The sequence below is a fragment of the Flavobacterium sp. TR2 genome (assembly GCF_025252405.1).
In the GTDB taxonomy this organism is placed as follows: domain Bacteria; phylum Bacteroidota; class Bacteroidia; order Flavobacteriales; family Flavobacteriaceae; genus Flavobacterium.
The window spans coordinates 1,749,134-1,766,578 of sequence record NZ_CP104307.1; the positions used below are offsets into that span (position 1 = coordinate 1,749,134).

The window sequence follows — 17,445 nt, forward strand, 5'->3', positions numbered from 1 at the left end:
ATGACAAGTTTGTTGGTAATTATAGTTTTAGTTTTATTAGCGGTTGCATTATGGCAATTGACGAAGATATTTGATCTTACTCAGGTAGGATCTTCTTCTGATGATTCTCAGGTTGCATCAGATAATGACAATAACGTTCAGGGATATATTATGTTTGGCTTTTTAGCTTTCATTTATATATTTACGATTTATGGTTTGCTAAAATGGGGTAATTTGGTACTTCATACTCCTGCTTCTGAGCACGGTGGTTTAGTAGATAATTTAATGAATATTACTTGGGTTTTAATCTTTACAGTTCAAGTTATAACGCAAGGTTTGCTTTACTGGTTTTCTTTTAAAAATAGAGGAAATAAAGATAGAAAAGCTTTGTTCTTTGCTGATAGTAATAAACTAGAAGCAATCTGGAGTATCATCCCGTCTGTTGTTTTAGCTTGTTTGATTCTTTATGGATTATATGCTTGGAATAACATTATGTTCGTTGATAAAGATGAAGATGTAATCGAAATCGAATTATATGCTCAGCAATTTAAATGGACAGCTAGATATGCTGGACAAGATAATGTTTTAGGTAAAGCTAACGTACGTTTAATTGAAGGTGTTAATACATTAGGGGTTGATATGTCAGATCCTAATGCTCAAGATGATATTGTAGTTTCAGAATTACACATCCCTAAAGGTAAAAAAGTTCATTTCAAAATGCGTTCTCAGGATGTGTTGCACTCGGCTTACTTCCCTCACTTTAGAGCACAAATGAACTGTGTTCCAGGTATGGTTACTGAATTTGCATTCGTTCCAACTTATACTACTGCAGAATATAGAGAATTGCCATTTATGGTTGAAAAAGTAGCACACATCAACAAACTTAGAGCTGAAAAAAGCGCTGAATTAGTTGCAAAAGGAGGAACAGCTTTAGATCCTTACACATTTGATTATTTATTATTATGTAATAAAATTTGTGGAGCTTCTCACTACAATATGCAAATGAAAGTTGTAGTTGATTCTCCAGAGGATTATAAAAAATGGTTAAGCGAGAAGACTACTTTAGCTCAGGATATTAAAGCAGCGGCTGCTGCTGAAAAACCAGCTGAAGGAGCTGCACCAACTACAGACACTACTGCAAAAGTTATTGACACTGTTAAAGCGGCTGTTGATACTGTAAAAGCAGCTGTAGCTAAAGTTGCGATGAAATAATATTATTAAGAAAATTTAAAGTACAAATATATGTCAGCAGAAGCGCACGGTCACGATCACGGACACGATCACGAGCACGAACATCATCATAAAGACACGTTCATTACTAAATATATTTTTAGTATTGATCACAAAATGATTGCTAAACAATACTTGATTACTGGTATTGTTATGGGAGTAATTGGGATTGCAATGTCCTTGCTTTTCAGAATGCAATTAGCGTGGCCAGAGGAGTCTTTCAAAATATTTAATGTTTTATTAGGAGATAAATTTGCACCTGATGGTGTAATGGCAAATGATATTTATCTGGCTTTAGTTACAATTCACGGTACCATCATGGTATTCTTTGTACTGACGGCAGGTTTGAGTGGAACATTCAGTAACTTATTGATTCCGCTTCAAATTGGAGCAAGAGATATGGCTTCTGGATTTATGAATATGATTTCATACTGGTTGTTTTTCTTATCAGCAGTTGTAATGTTATGTTCTTTATTTGTTGAAGCTGGACCAGCTTCTGCAGGATGGACAATTTACCCTCCATTAAGTGCATTGCCACAAGCAATTCCTGGATCTGGAACAGGTATGACATTATGGTTAGTATCTATGGCTATTTTCATCGCGTCTTCATTGATGGGATCTTTAAATTACATTGTTACTGTACTTAACTTAAGAACTAAAGGGATGTCTATGACTAGACTTCCGCTAACAATCTGGACATTTTTCGTAACAGCAATTATTGGTGTTATTTCATTTCCAGTTTTATTATCTGCAGCTTTATTATTGATCTTCGATAGAAGTTTTGGTACTTCATTCTTCTTATCTGATATTTATATTGCGGGAGAAGTTTTACACTACCAAGGTGGTTCTCCTGTATTGTTCGAGCACTTATTCTGGTTCTTAGGTCACCCTGAGGTTTACATCGTAATCTTACCAGCGATGGGTCTTGTTTCAGAAATTATGGCTACAAATGCTCGTAAACCAATTTTCGGTTATAGAGCGATGATTATGTCAGTTCTTGCAATTGCATTCTTATCAACTATCGTTTGGGGTCACCATATGTTTATTTCTGGTATGAATCCTTTCTTAGGATCTGTATTTACTTTCACAACTTTATTGATTGCAATTCCATCTGCTGTAAAAGCATTTAACTGGATTACAACTTTATGGAAAGGTAATTTACAATTCAACCCAGCGATGTTATTTTCTATCGGAATGGTTTCTACTTTCATCACTGGAGGTTTAACAGGAATCATTTTAGGAGATAGTACATTAGATATTAACGTTCACGATACTTACTTCGTAATTGCTCACTTTCACTTAGTAATGGGTATCTCTGCACTTTACGGAATGTTTGCTGGTATTTACCACTGGTTCCCTAAAATGTACGGAAGAATGTTAAACAAAAACTTAGGTTATATCCACTTCTGGGTAACTGCAGTTTGTGCTTACGGAGTTTTCTTCCCAATGCACTTTATTGGATTAGCTGGTTTGCCAAGACGTTACTATACTAATACAAACTTCCCATTATTTGATGATTTACAAAATGTGAATGTTTTAATTACAACATTTGCTCTTGTAGGAGGTGCGTTCCAATTAGTATTCTTATACAACTTCTTTAGCAGTATTTTCTACGGTAAGAAAGCAGTTCAAAACCCATGGAAATCTACAACTTTAGAGTGGACTACACCAGTTGAGCATATTCACGGAAACTGGCCAGGAGAAATTCCTCACGTATATCGTTGGCCGTATGACTACAGTAACCCTAATTACGATGTAGATTTTGTTCCTCAAAATGTACCAATGAAAGAAGGTGAAGAAGTTTTACACCACTAGAAATAATCAAAGGCTGTCAGTAATGACAGCCTTTTTGTTTAGTTAAAGTTTTAATCGTTCAGTTTTAACTATTTTAGAAACTGATTAGTTTATATATCTTTGTGGGATGAATGAAAATCTAGATCCTACTACCAAAGGATATAACTCAGAAGAGTTAGATCTTGAGAAAAGATTGCGTCCGCTGTCATTTGATGATTTCGCAGGACAAGATCAAGTTTTGGAAAATTTGAAAGTCTTTGTTGCTGCCGCAAATCAACGTGGAGAAGCGCTTGATCATGCTCTTTTTCATGGGCCTCCAGGTCTAGGAAAAACTACTTTGGCAAATATCTTAGCCAATGAGTTGCAGGTCGGCATTAAGATTACTTCTGGACCTGTTTTGGATAAGCCAGGTGATTTGGCTGGTTTGCTGACTAACTTAGACGAAAGAGACGTTTTGTTTATAGATGAAATTCACCGATTAAGTCCTGTTGTTGAAGAGTATTTGTACTCAGCAATGGAGGATTTCAAGATTGATATTATGATTGAATCGGGACCAAATGCAAGAACGGTTCAAATTAATTTAAATCCTTTTACTTTAATTGGGGCGACAACTCGATCAGGATTGCTGACTGCTCCTATGCGTGCCCGTTTCGGTATATCTTCTCGATTACAATATTACACCACTGAACTTTTAACGACTATTGTTGAAAGAAGTGCTTCTATATTAAAAATGCCTATCGATTTAGAAGCGGCGATAGAAATTGCTGGAAGAAGCCGTGGTACTCCTCGTATCGCAAATGCTTTATTGAGACGAGTTCGTGATTTTGCCCAAATTAAAGGTAACGGAAGAATTGATATTGAAATTTCAAGATATGCCTTAAAAGCTCTAAATGTTGATGCTCATGGTTTGGATGAAATGGATAATAAAATATTGTTAACCATCATCAATAAATTCAAAGGAGGCCCAGTCGGTCTTTCAACTTTGGCAACTGCAGTTAGTGAAAGCAGTGAAACCATCGAAGAAGTATATGAACCTTTTTTAATTCAAGAAGGGTTTATTATGAGGACACCTCGAGGTAGAGAAGTTACGGATAAAGCTTATAAACATCTTGGAAAAGTAAATACAAATACTCAAGGTGAATTGTTTTAATACTGATAGAAATGTCTATAAGTAAAAAATATAATTATCCGCCTAAGTTATCTATTTTAAGGTTTTTTATTGATGCAGAAGGAGTTCGTAGAAACCCGATACCTTATCATGAAAAATATTTTGAACGTTTTGGAGATTCATTTTCTATAAGAATTGGAAAATCAAGACACATTATTTTGTCGAGGGATAATGAAGTGGCGCAATATATACTACAGAAAAATCAGAAGAATTATTATAAGTCCAAATTCCAGTCTGTTTACCTTTCTAAATATTTAGGCAAAGGTCTTTTAACTGTTGATGGAGAATTTTGGTTAAAACAACGAAGACTTATTCAGCCTGCTTTTCATAAGCAAAAAATGAATCAGCTGGTTGAAAATATGAGGCTTACAGTTATTTCAGAGTTGGATGTACTAGTAAAAGATAAAACAATTGCTCTTTTTCCTGTAATGAGTGAAGTTGCTTTTAATGTTGTTGCAAAATCATTATTTCAGTTTTCTATTGCAGAAGAAAAATTAGATCGGATTAAATATATTATTGAGGCAGTTCAGAATTTTCTAATTAAGGAAATTAGATTGCCGCACAAAGGATGGTGGTTCTCTGTTAGCGGACAGGTAAAAAAACACCTTTTATTGGCAGAAGAAAATAACGCAATCATTCGAAGTATTATTGAAGAACGAGTTGCCTCAAAAAATGAAGTGAATGATTTGCTTAATATGCTTTTGGAAACTCGTTATGAAGATACTGGGGAAGGAATGTCTGTTGAGCAGTTAATAGATGAAATTAAAATTCTTTTTATTGCTGGACATGAAACAACGGCTAATGCTCTGACTTTTACATTGCAACTGCTTGGAAGTCATTTGGACATTCAACAAAAAGTATTTGAAGAAATTCTTAAGGTTGAATCGGAAAGTGCTGATGCAGTAGAACAATTGCAAAAAATGACTTATATAAATGCGGTTTTGAATGAGTCTATGCGTTTGTATCCTCCTGCTTGGATTACTGATCGACAAAACGTCGAAGATGATGTTTTAGGAAAATTTAGCATAAAGAAAGGTACTCTTATAGGCGTTTCTTTTTATGAATTGCATCGAAATCCTAAATATTGGAATAATCCTGACAAATTCGATCCAGACCGTTTTTTAGGAGAACAGAAAAAACATTCTATGCAATATTTTTATCCCTTTGGGGCTGGACCAAGAATGTGCATAGGAGCCGGTTTTGCTATGTATGAAATGTGCTTGGCTATTTCTTACATTATTAAAAAATATAAAGTTGTTTCAGTAGGAAATACTGTCAATTTTAATCCGTTGATAACCTTAAAACCTATTGGTATTGAAGTTGTTTTTTCTGATAGATAATGATTAATTCTAAAGAAAAATATTCGAAATTTATAAAAGAAGAAGCCAAAAGACTTGGTTTTCTTTCTTGTGGCATATCAAAAGCAGGTTTTTTGGAGCAAGAAGCGCCTCGACTTGAAAATTGGTTAAAAAATAACCGCAATGGTCAAATGGCCTATATGGAAAACCATTTTGACAAACGTTTAGATCCGACTTTATTAGTTGATGATGGTAAAAGTGTCGTATCTCTTTTGCTTAATTACTATCCGGATTCATTTCAAAACAATGAAAGTTTTAAGATCTCTAAATATGCTTACGGACAAGATTATCATTTTGTAATAAAAGATAAATTGAAAGAGCTTCTTCATTCTATTCAAGAAAACATCGGGGACGTTTCAGGACGTGCTTTTGTCGATTCTGCGCCAGTTTTAGATAAAGCTTGGGCGGCCAAAAGCGGTTTAGGCTGGATTGGAAAAAACAGTAATTTGCTTACCCAAAAAGTTGGCTCTTTTTACTTTATAGCCGAACTCATTATTGATTTAGAATTAGAATATGATCATGCTGTCACAGATCATTGTGGCTCTTGTACTGCCTGTATTGATGCCTGTCCCACGCAGGCAATTGTAGCTCCCTACATTGTTGATGGAAGCAAATGCATCTCTTATTACACCATCGAATTGAAAGAAAATCTTCCAGAAGAAATGAAAGGGAAGTTTGATGAATGGATGTTTGGCTGCGATACTTGCCAAGATGTTTGTCCATGGAATCGATTTTCAAAACCTCACTCAGAACCATTGTTTAATCCAAATCCAGATTTGCTTTCTTTTAGCAAAAAAGACTGGTTAGAGATTACGGAGGAAACTTTTCGAACAGTTTTTAAAAATTCACCTATCAAAAGAACAAAGTTTGACGGCTTAAAGCGTAATATCAAGTTTCTGCAATAAAAGATATTTTTTATTTATTTTATTGATATTCAGTGCTTTGTGTTTTTTATTCTTGTTTTTTTGCACTTTTTAATTCCTACGTTATATTACTTATTTGTCAATAAATTCTGTAAGAATTTAAAATTATGGCAATTATTTAAGAAAATTGGGTTGCTTCATTATCAAATGTTTACATTTTTTAAATTTTAAAGCGATAAACATTTGTTAAAAACTGCTGTTTGACGAGTTTATCTGCATTTTGTCGAAATAATGAGGATTGATTTCATTCCTCGATATACTTTCGCACTTTCCAAATCTACTTAATTTAAAACCAAGGAGACTTTTAAAGTCTTTTATTTTACTATATGACAATGGTCTACATAATGCCTTTTTTATATGTAAGTCTTAAAAAAACTGTTCTAAGTTTTTTTAAATCCATTTTATATTTTTTCTCGTATCTCATCAATATGCAAAAAACAATCATCTGTTTTTCGGCATACGAAATTTCTGTTCCACAAACCCAAGCTGTCTATGCGTAACTCTACTTTTTGCAAGTCTAGATTTTCTAGGCTAATTCTTTTTATCTTATTTGCCACATTACCAATAGCTTCATTCGCACAAGTATGCGGAACTCCTGGTGTTGATGGCCCTGTTGCAGTGTCAAGTTCTGTAAATACGTACTTTCCAATTTCAGGAAATATTACTTTAAATGCAGGAGCTCAATCTATTCTGTTGGCAGGGGTACCTGCAACAGATCAATATTCGAATAATTTTGGTACAACTCCAATTTCAGCTGGAGACTTAATTTTAATTATTCAAATGCAGGATGCAACGATAAATTATACAAATACAACTAGTTATGGTTCTGGAACATCTAATAGCGGTCCAGATAACTTAGGAGGCACAGGATTTACATCTTTGGGGAATAGTGGAATTTTTGAGTATGTAATTGCAACAAACAGCGTGCCCCTGACAGGAGGGAATTTAACATTTAAAGGCACTGGCACTAATGGAGGTGTCTTAAATAGTTTTTATAATGCAGATCCAACTGCCTCGAGAGGAAAGAGAACTTTTCAAGTGGTTCGAGTGCCACAATACTCTAATTTAACCCTTACAGCCAATATTACTACACCACCTTTTAATGGAGTTGCCGGTGGTATTATTGCTTTTAATGTTTCTGGAACATTCAACTTTAATGGTTTTAGTATTGATGGTAGTGCAAGAGGATTTAGAGGAGGATATAGTCCAAAAGCAAATTCGGGTGTTAACGATTCTAAAACTTATGTTGATGACTCTTCAAAAAGTACTATTTCTGGAAAAGGAGAGGGAATAGCTGGCACGCCTAAATATATGTGGGATGGCTTTAATCAGGTAGCCAATACAGTGGAAGGGATGCCGGGAGGCTCTTCTGGAAGAGGTGCTCCTGCCAATGCAGGAGGAGGTGGTAATGACCACAACACTGGTGGCGGTGGCGGTGGTAATGGTGGATTTGGTGGTCTTGGAGGAGCTGGCTGGCAAGGAGGAGGAGGAGATCTCTTTTCTAATAATCTTACAGGAGCAGGGAGGCCAGGATCAAAATCTTTTGTCACGACTACAACATTCCCTAGACTTATTATGGGGGGAGGCGGAGGTGCCGGTGACGCCAATGACGCTTCTACAGGTGTAAAAGGAGGCGTTGGGGGAGCAATTATTCTTATTAATGCTGGAAATGTTTTAGGAAGCGGAACTATTTATGCTAATGGAGGAAAAGGAGCGCCAGGAACTTATGCTAACTCACCTGATGGTGCTGGAGGTGGAGGAGCTGGAGGGACAGTTTTGTTGAATGTTTCTAATAATAGTACTGCCAACATTCAAATTCAAGCTAATGGAGGAGCAGGAGGAAATACTGAAAATGATAATAATAACGAACACGGACCAGGTGGTGGTGGAGGTGGTGGAATTATCTGCCATAATGTTTCAAGTACAGTAACCATTACAACTAGTGTACTTGGTGGAGCGGCTGGTAAATCTAATGCCGGAAACGGAATTACTCATGGAGCCATAGCAGGAACAGCTGGTTATGTATCGACTTTTACAGTAGCAGACGTGCCGCCAAATTTGCAGGTTAATGCAAACTGTTTTCCAGTTCTTGAAACAAAAGTAAAGACATTATCGACTACTGCGGTTTGTAATTCGATCGATGAAAAAGTTTCTTATGAAATCGAAATAAAAAATACGGGAGCAGGAAATGCAGCTGGAGTGATGTTGGATTTTAGTTTCCCAACAGGCATCGAATTTGATTCGGCTACTGCAGCCTATTCTACAGGAGCTTCGGGACCAGCAGGAACTTTAGCCAATTCGGCAACTGCTACGGCTAATAATCCTGTTTTTGGAGGATTTAATATTGCACAAAACGGAGTTGTAACGATAACTTTAGTTGGAAAAGTGGCAGCTTCTATGGCAACGGGAACTTATAGTTCAAATGCACAAGCTTTATATCTTGATCCAACACGTACAACTGCCAATTCTACTAGAAGAATAACTGCATTTACAAATGCTTATGGCACTGCAAATAAAACCTACGAAGGAACTGGACAATCAAATGTTCCAGGTGTAAATTTTAATGGAACTAGTACCGCGGTTGATGATATTTCAATTTTAGCTTTGCCTGCAGCTCCGACAGTAACTGTAACGCAAACTACTTGTGCATCTCCAACGGGAACTATAACGGTTAATACACCAGCAAATGGTTCAGGAATAAGCTATACATTAACAGGAACAAATCCTGTATCTGCACCGATAACTAATACAAATGGTACCTTTTCTGGATTGGTACCGGGAACTTATTCTGTAACTACAACAAACGCACAAGGGTGTACTTCTGCACCTAATGCTGGAATTGTTGTCAATTCTGTTGCAGGAGCGCCAACAGCTACAGGTGTAGCTATTTGTCAAGATGGAACTGGGTCATTGACAGCTTCTTCTCCTTGTGGAACATCTAATAGCTCAGGAGCAAAAATTGCAAGAGCAGGTAATAGTGTAAACAATACTGGATCACTTTCTTGGTCTAATCCTTCGAGAGTAACTTCTAATGATTCAAGCTACGCATCTGCAACTGTTAACAGTGGAGGAAATACTACTGTTGTGACAAGATATCTTCAAGGAACAGATTTTGATTTTAATATTCCTGCAAATGCTGCAATTACTGGAATTCAAGTTACAATTGGTCGTTACAGTAGTACTGCCAGCTCTAATGTGAATGTTAAAGATAATATTGTAAGTCTGATCAAAGCAGGAAATGTTATTGGTGAAAATAAAAGTATCACAGCATCTAATTGGTCAACAAGTTCTACTTCTGCAGCTAATTATGGTGGATCATCAGATTTATGGAATACGACTTGGACTCCTACAGATATTAATAATGCAAATTTTGGAATTGCTTTATCTGCAAGTATTAGTAGAACAACAAATAATGACATTACTGCCTATGTAGATTATATGCAGATTACTGTAAATTATACAATAGGAGGAATTGAATGGTATACCACATCTACTGGAGGTTCATCGATTTATACTGGTTCTTCATTTAATCCAGTAGGAGTTGCAGGATCAGGATTGACAAACACTGCTACAGCAGGAACAAAAACTTACTATGCAGCCTGTCCAGGTAATTCAAACTGTAGAGCTGCTGTAAATTTTGTTATTAATGCAAAACCAACAATAACAGGAAGTTCTCCTGCCTCAAGATGCGGTACTGGAGAAGTAACTTTGGGGGCTGAAGCATCAGCAGGAACTATCAATTGGTTTGCTGCACCAACAGGAGGATTATCATTAGGGACAGGAGAGAGTTTTACAACACCAAGTTTGTCTACAACAACTTCTTATTATGTTGAAGCAACAGACAATAGCTGTACAACTCCAACAAGAACAGAAGTTAAAGCAACTATAAATACAATACCAACAATAAATTCGACAACAGAAGCTTCAAATTGTGGTGCAGGATCATTACAATTAAAAGCAACTGCATCAACTGGAGCCACTATTAATTGGTATGCAGATCCTACGACTTCGACAGTATTAGGAACAGGAGCAACTTTTAACACTCCAACTTTATCAGCGACTACAACTTACTATGTGGGTGCAGTAACAGCTGCAGGCTGTACTTCAACATCTAGAATTGCTGTTGCGGCAGTTATAAATACACCTTCTAGCATTGTATTTACAAGTGGTACTCGAAATCCAACGGTTTGTTCTGGAGCACCAGTTCCTAGTGCAGTGTATACTTTTGGAGGCAGTGCTACAAATGCGACAGTATCTAACTTGCCTGCAGGATTATCTGCTGCGGTTGATACTAATGCAAAAACAGTTACAATTTCAGGAAACCCAACAGCTGCAGGCACTTATACAATTACAACGGTTGGCCATACTGCACCTTGTACAGAAGCAACAATTCAAGGAACTGTTGCCTTAACACCTAATGTGACGATTTCGCCATTCTCTCCGGCAACATCATCTCGTTGCCAAGGGGCAGGAACCGATACAAGAACTACGACAGCAAGTAATTCAACAAGTATTACTTATAGTCTCGATGCTGCAAGTATCGCAGGTGGTAACACTATCAATGCGACTACGGGAGTGGTTACATATGCGGCAGGCTGGTCAGGAACAACTACAATCACAGCAAGTGCTGCGGGATGTAACGGACCTGCCACTACTACCCATACCGTAACTGTAAACGCATTGCCTACGGCGACTATAACTGGAAATTTAACAGCATGTTTAACCACAACATTGACAGCGGTTTCAAATGCAAGTTCACCAACTTATGTTTGGTATAAAAATAATGTTGTAATTTCTGGACAAACTTCTTCTTCATTAGTTGTAAATTCTGATGGAGATTATAAAGTGAAAGTGAGAAATACAGCAACAAGCTGCGAGCAAACATCGGCTGTTTCAACAGTTAAAGTTAGTGATACAGAAAAGCCTGTAAAACCAACATTAACAGACATTACGGGAGAATGCTCTGCAACGGTAACAGCTCCAACAACTACAGACAACTGTGCTGGAACTGTAACTGGAACAACGTCAGATCCTTTGACTTATAACGCTCAGGGAACATATACCATCAACTGGACTTTTAATGACGGCAACGGAAATACGGAAACAGCGACTCAAAAAGTAATTATAAAAGATACCCAAAAGCCTGCAAAACCAGTATTAGCGGATGTTATGGGAGAATGCTCTGCAACGGTAACAGCTCCAACAACAACAGACAGCTGTACAGGAACGGTGACTGGAACAACGACAGATCCTTTGACTTATTCAGCGCAAGGAACGTATACTATCAACTGGACTTTTAATGACGGCAACGGAAATACGGAAACAGCGACTCAAAAAGTAATTATAAAAGATAACCAAAAGCCTGCAAAACCAGTATTAGCGGATGTTATGGGAGAATGCTCTGCAACGGTAACAGCTCCAACAACAACAGACAGCTGTACAGGAACGGTGACTGGAACAACGACAGATCCTTTGACTTATTCAGCGCAAGGAACGTATACTATCAACTGGACTTTTAATGACGGCAACGGAAATACGGAAACAGCGACTCAAAAAGTAATTATAAAAGATAACCAAAAGCCTGCAAAACCAGTATTAGCGGATGTTATGGGAGAATGCTCTGCAACGGTAACAGCTCCAACAACAACAGACAGCTGTACAGGAACGGTGACTGGAACAACGACAGATCCTTTGACTTATTCAGCGCAAGGAACGTATACTATCAACTGGACTTTTAATGACGGCAACGGAAATACCGAAACCGCAGTTCAGAAGGTAATCGTTAAAGACACCCAAAAGCCTGTAAAACCAACATTAACAGACATTACGGGAGAATGCTCTGCAACAGTTACGCGTCCAACAACAACAGACAGCTGCGCAGGAACGGTGACTGGAACGACGGCAGATCCTTTGACTTATAACGCTCAGGGAACATATACCATCAATTGGACTTTTAATGACGGCAACGGAAATACGGAAACAGCGACTCAAAAAGTAATTATAAAAGACAACCAAAAGCCTGCAAAACCAGTATTGGCTGATGTTACGGGAGAATGTTCTGCAACGGCAACAGCTCCAACAACAACAGACAATTGCGCAGGAACGGTGACTGGAACAACGACAGATCCTTTGGCGTATAACGCTCAGGGAACATATACCATCAACTGGACTTTTAATGACGGCAACGGAAATACGGAAACAGCGACTCAAAAAGTAATTATAAAAGACAACCAAAAGCCTGCAAAACCAGTATTGGCTGATGTTACGGGAGAATGTTCTGCAACGGCAACAGCTCCAACAACAACAGACAATTGCGCAGGAACGGTGACTGGAACAACGACAGATCCTTTGGCGTATAACGCTCAGGGAACATATACCATCAACTGGACTTTTAATGACGGCAACGGAAATACGGAAACAGCGACTCAAAAAGTAATTATAAAAGACACCCAAAAGCCTGTAAAACCAGTATTGGCTGATGTTACAGGAGAATGCTCTGCAACGGTAACAGCTCCAACAACTACAGACAACTGCGCGGGAACGGTGACTGGAACAACAACAGATCCTTTGACTTATAACGCTCAGGGAACGTATACTATCAACTGGACTTTTAATGACGGCAACGGAAATACCGAAACCGCTGTCCAAACGGTAATCGTTAAAGACACCCAAAAACCTTCAATTAATTGCCCTTCATTAGTTGTGGTTTCAGCTGATGCAAATTCATGTTCAGCGACAGGAGTTGCTTTAGGGGCGCCGACAGTATCGGATAACTGTACAGGAACTGTAACGGTAACAAATGATGCGCCGTCAAGTTTTTCAATCGGAAATACAACAGTTACTTGGACAGCCACAGATGCTGGCGGAAATACAGAGACTTGTACCCAAACGGTTAAAGTAATCGGGTCTATTGAAGCAAATGATGATACAATATCTTCATCTAATGGAGCCCTTGGAGGAACTGTTATTGCTAATATTTTTGATAATGATATTTTAAATTGCAATAAAGTAAACATAAGCGATATTGATGTAGCATTAACTGGTTCTTTACCTTCAGTATTAAATTTCAACAATGCAGATGGTGCAGTTTCAGTTAAGCCAAATACACCAACTGGCACTTATACTTTTGATTATTCAATTTGTGAAATTGCTAATAGCGGAAATTGTAATTCGGCGACTGTAACAATTAAAATAGTGAATGATTTAATTGCCGTTAATGATAATTTTGGAACAAAATCTTCAGGAACGTCAGCGACGATTATCGGAAATGTAAAAAGCAACGATACTTTAGACGGAGCATTTGTTACTTCTGGAAATACAGTTGTTACCGCAAATTCATCAGGCCCATTGAGCGTTGATGCAAACGGAGATGTTACTCTCGCAGCCAACACGCCAAGCGGAACATATAGTATTGCCTACGTAATCTGCGAGAAAAATGCAAATCCTGCGAACTGCAAAACAGCAACAGCAGAGGTTAAAGTTGTAAACGCAATAGAGGCAGTAGAAGATATTATTACTCCAGTAAACGGAAATATTGGAGGAACAACAATATCATTAGTAGAAAATGATACGCTAAATGGTGATAAAGTAACAATTGGAACTAATTCAGGAGAAGTGACGATAAATATTGTCGGCACTTTACCATCTGGACTAACATTAAATCCATCTGGAACTATTACAGTAGCTCAAGGAACTCCAAAAGGAAATTATAGTGTAGAATATATAATTTGCGAGGTCGGAGCAGTTCCAACAAACTGCGATTCAGTAATTGTGACTGTGCCAGTAACAGCAGGAAACCTTGTGGCAAACGAAGATGTCATACCTTCAGTTTTAGGATCGAATGTTCCTCAGACATTAGGCAAAAACGTTTTTGACAATGACACAAAAAACTCGCAGCCGTTAAATCCTTCAGATGTAACGCTGAAAACTACAGCGGCAGATCCAAAAGGATATTTGACTCTTGATGCAAATGGAAACATTGTTCTGGGAGCAAATCCGCCAGCGGGAGATTATGAGCTGACTTATGAAATCTGCGAGAAATTAAATCCTGACAACTGCAGTTCAAATAAAGTGAAAGTAACAGTTGGCACGCCAATAATCGATGCAGTTGAAGATGTGATCGCTTCTATAAATGGAAATATTGGAGGCACAACAATTTCATTGGCAGCAAATGACAAATTAAACGGAAGTCCAATAACAGTTGGAACAGCAGCGGGAGAAGTTAAGTTTGAAATCATCGGAACTCTTCCATCAGGACTTACGCTAAATGCAGACCATACAATTACTGTTGCGCCAAATACGCCAAAAGGAAATTATAATGTAGAATATAAAATCTGCGAAAATACGAATCCAACAAACTGCGATTCAGTAATTGTGACTGTGCCAGTAACAGGAGGAAATCTTGTGGCGAATGAAGATGTCGTACCTTCAGTTTTAGGATCGAATATCCCTCAGACATTAGGCAAAAACGTTTTTGATAATGACACAAAAAACTCGCAGCCGTTAAATCCTTCAGATGTAACGCTGAAAACGACAGCGGCAGATCTAAAAGGATATTTGACTCTTGATGCAAATGGAAACATTGTTCTGGGAGCAAATCCGCCAGCGGGAGATTATGAGCTGACTTATGAAATCTGCGAGAAATTAAATCCGGACAACTGCAGTTCAAATAAAGTGAAAGTAACAGTCGGAACGCCAATAATCGATGCAGTTGAAGATGTGATCGCTTCGATAAACGGAAACATCGGAGGCACAACAATTTCATTGGCAGCAAATGACAAATTAAACGGAAGTTCAATAACAGTTGGAACAGCAGCGGGAGAAGTTAAGTTTGAAATTATCGGAACCCTTCCATCGGGACTTACGCTAAATGCAGACCATACGATTACTGTTGCGCCAAATACGCCAAAAGGAAATTATAATGTAGAATATAAAATCTGCGAAAATACGAATCCAACAAACTGCGATTCAGTAATTGTGACTGTGCCAGTAACAGCAGGAAACCTTGTGGCGAATGAAGATCTTGTGCCATCAGTAGTTGGAGTAAACATTCCGCAAAAAGTGATCAACGTTTTTGAAAATGATACTAAAAACGGAAATAAATTAGTGCCATCAGATGTAGATCTTAAAGTGACCCAAGCAGATCCAAAAGGATATTTGACTGTAGACGTAGACGGAAATGTTGTGCTAGCACCTAATGCTCCTGCAGGAGATTATGAATTGACATACACAATCTGTGAAAAATTAAATCCAGATAATTGCAGTTCAAATGCTGTAAAAGTTACGGTAACAGAACCAAAAATGACAGTAATAGCAAACAGTTATTGTTCAAACAACGTTCCTTATGTAAACTATACGGTTACGCCAGATAATTTTACAACAAACAATCTATTGACAGTTAAATGGATTGATAGCAATAATAATGTTGTGGCAACACAGGTTAATCTGCCATTAAGCGGCAATATTTTATGGCCTGGAGCAGAAATCGACACTAAACAAAATGGAACAGATTGGCCAGGATGGATTTTAAATAACGGAATATGGTCAGAAGGGGCGGACGGATTTGAGGCTACCAGAAATGGAGTAAAAATGGAGTTTTCATTAAATCCAACCGTTACTGTTGCTGTTGCTTATCCGCCTGCGACGCCAGATTGTAATGCGCGTCCAACATTTAACATAAAAGCCAATAACGACGAAGCAGGACCTATAAATGTGAAAAAAGGAGCAAATGCTGCGATTAATATTTTTGAAAATGACTTATTAAATGGAGCAAAATTGAAGGCTTCAGATGTTATTTTATCGGTTCCAGTTGTTCATCCAAATATTACGTTGAATGCAGACGGTTCAATCAACATTGCAGCAAATACTGCAGATGGAGTTTACGAATTGACATATCAGATTTGTGAAGCTGCAAATACATCAAATTGCAGTCAGGCGGTAATTAAGATTACGGTTAACAATGTTGTAGATCCAATTGTGCCAACTGAAAACAAAATCACACTAAACAACGACAATGATGTTAGCGTCGACGGAGTTAATGGTTCATTAGAATTTGTAAATGTTTTAGATAATGATTTGATAAACGGACAGCCAATAAATCCGGCAGATGTTGTGGTTAAACCTTTAACAGAAAGCCCATATTTTGAATGGAATGCAGACGGAACAGTAAGCGTTAAGCCAAACACACCAGGAGGAAATTATCCGTTAACTTATCAGGTTTGCGAAAAAGCGAATGGAACAAACTGTTCAATAGCAGTATTAAATGTTTTTGTTGAAGTGCCAGTTATTTCAGTTATCAAAACAGCAGTTTTCAATGACGAAAATAAGAGCGGTTTTGCAAATGCAGGAGAAACCATTACATACAAATTTACAGTAACCAATACAGGGAATGTGCCTCTTGCTGGAATCACAATAAATGATCCATTGCCAGGAGTTGTAGTCTCAGGACAGGCAATTAATTTGGGTGTAAATGAATCTAACGAAACGAATTTCACGGCAGTTTACAAAATCACTCAAGAAGATATTAACCGAGGCAGTGTGAGCAATCAGGCAACTGTAAAAGGAAGCAGTGCAAGAGGGGTTGTAGTCGAAGATCAGTCAGACGATGCAAGCAATAGCGGAGACAATCCAACAGTCTTAGACTTAAACGGCTGTTCTATCAAAGTAATGAATGCTTTCTCTCCAAATGGAGACAATAAGAATGCAAGATTTTATATAAGAGGAATAGAATGTTACCCAGATAATACAGTTGAAATTTATAACCGTTGGGGAGTTTTAGTTTTCAATATTGATCAGTATAACAATAATGATCGGGTTTTTATTGGATATTCTAACGGACGTTCTACAATCAAGCAAGCAGATGGTCTTCCGGTTGGAACTTACTACTATATCTTGAAATACAAAGACAACGCTCAGCAGTCTCACCAAGAATCTGGATACTTATACCTTAATAAATAAAAATAGACTGCGGCTTAGTTCAAGCTAAGCCGTTTTA

At 37.7% G+C, this 17,445-nt stretch carries 6 protein-coding genes; all 6 read left to right on the forward strand.

Annotated features, from left to right (window positions below):
* Positions 1-1,191, forward strand: coding sequence for a cytochrome c oxidase subunit II (locus N4T20_RS07940; protein ID WP_260672508.1), 1,191 nt, complete (start codon positions 1-3; stop codon positions 1,189-1,191).
* A 30-nt stretch (positions 1,192-1,221) separates the two neighbouring features.
* Complete coding sequence (locus N4T20_RS07945) at positions 1,222-3,024, forward strand: cbb3-type cytochrome c oxidase subunit I (RefSeq protein WP_260672509.1); 1,803 nt, start codon at positions 1,222-1,224, stop codon at positions 3,022-3,024.
* A gap of 106 nt (positions 3,025-3,130) precedes the next feature.
* The gene (ruvB, locus tag N4T20_RS07950) at positions 3,131-4,153 is read left to right on the forward strand and encodes a Holliday junction branch migration DNA helicase RuvB (protein WP_260672510.1); all 1,023 of its coding nucleotides are present in this window, start codon (positions 3,131-3,133) and stop codon (positions 4,151-4,153) included.
* An 11-nt stretch (positions 4,154-4,164) separates the two neighbouring features.
* Positions 4,165-5,511: a cytochrome P450 gene (locus tag N4T20_RS07955; RefSeq protein ID WP_260672511.1), complete on the forward strand. Its 1,347-nt coding sequence runs from the start codon at positions 4,165-4,167 to the stop codon at positions 5,509-5,511.
* On the forward strand, positions 5,511-6,434 hold the full coding sequence (queG, locus tag N4T20_RS07960; RefSeq protein WP_260672512.1) for a tRNA epoxyqueuosine(34) reductase QueG: 924 nt from the start codon (positions 5,511-5,513) through the stop codon (positions 6,432-6,434). Before N4T20_RS07955 ends, queG begins: the two co-directional genes overlap by 1 nt.
* A gap of 510 nt (positions 6,435-6,944) precedes the next feature.
* Complete coding sequence (locus N4T20_RS07965; protein WP_313771886.1) at positions 6,945-17,408, forward strand: gliding motility-associated C-terminal domain-containing protein; 10,464 nt, start codon at positions 6,945-6,947, stop codon at positions 17,406-17,408.
* Positions 17,409-17,445 lie beyond the last annotated feature (37 nt).

Excerpts from the sequence above, each read along its gene's own strand:
- queG (WP_260672512.1), top strand. The coding sequence starts at position 5,511 with ATGATTAATTCTAAAGAAAAATATTCGAAATTTATAAAAGAAGAAGCC.
- N4T20_RS07955 (WP_260672511.1), top strand. The coding sequence starts at position 4,165 with ATGTCTATAAGTAAAAAATATAATTATCCGCCTAAGTTATCTATTTTA.
- N4T20_RS07945 (WP_260672509.1), top strand. The coding sequence starts at position 1,222 with ATGTCAGCAGAAGCGCACGGTCACGATCACGGACACGATCACGAGCAC.
- N4T20_RS07965 (WP_313771886.1), top strand. The coding sequence starts at position 6,945 with ATGCGTAACTCTACTTTTTGCAAGTCTAGATTTTCTAGGCTAATTCTT.
- ruvB (WP_260672510.1), top strand. The coding sequence starts at position 3,131 with ATGAATGAAAATCTAGATCCTACTACCAAAGGATATAACTCAGAAGAG.
- N4T20_RS07940 (WP_260672508.1), top strand. The coding sequence starts at position 1 with ATGACAAGTTTGTTGGTAATTATAGTTTTAGTTTTATTAGCGGTTGCA.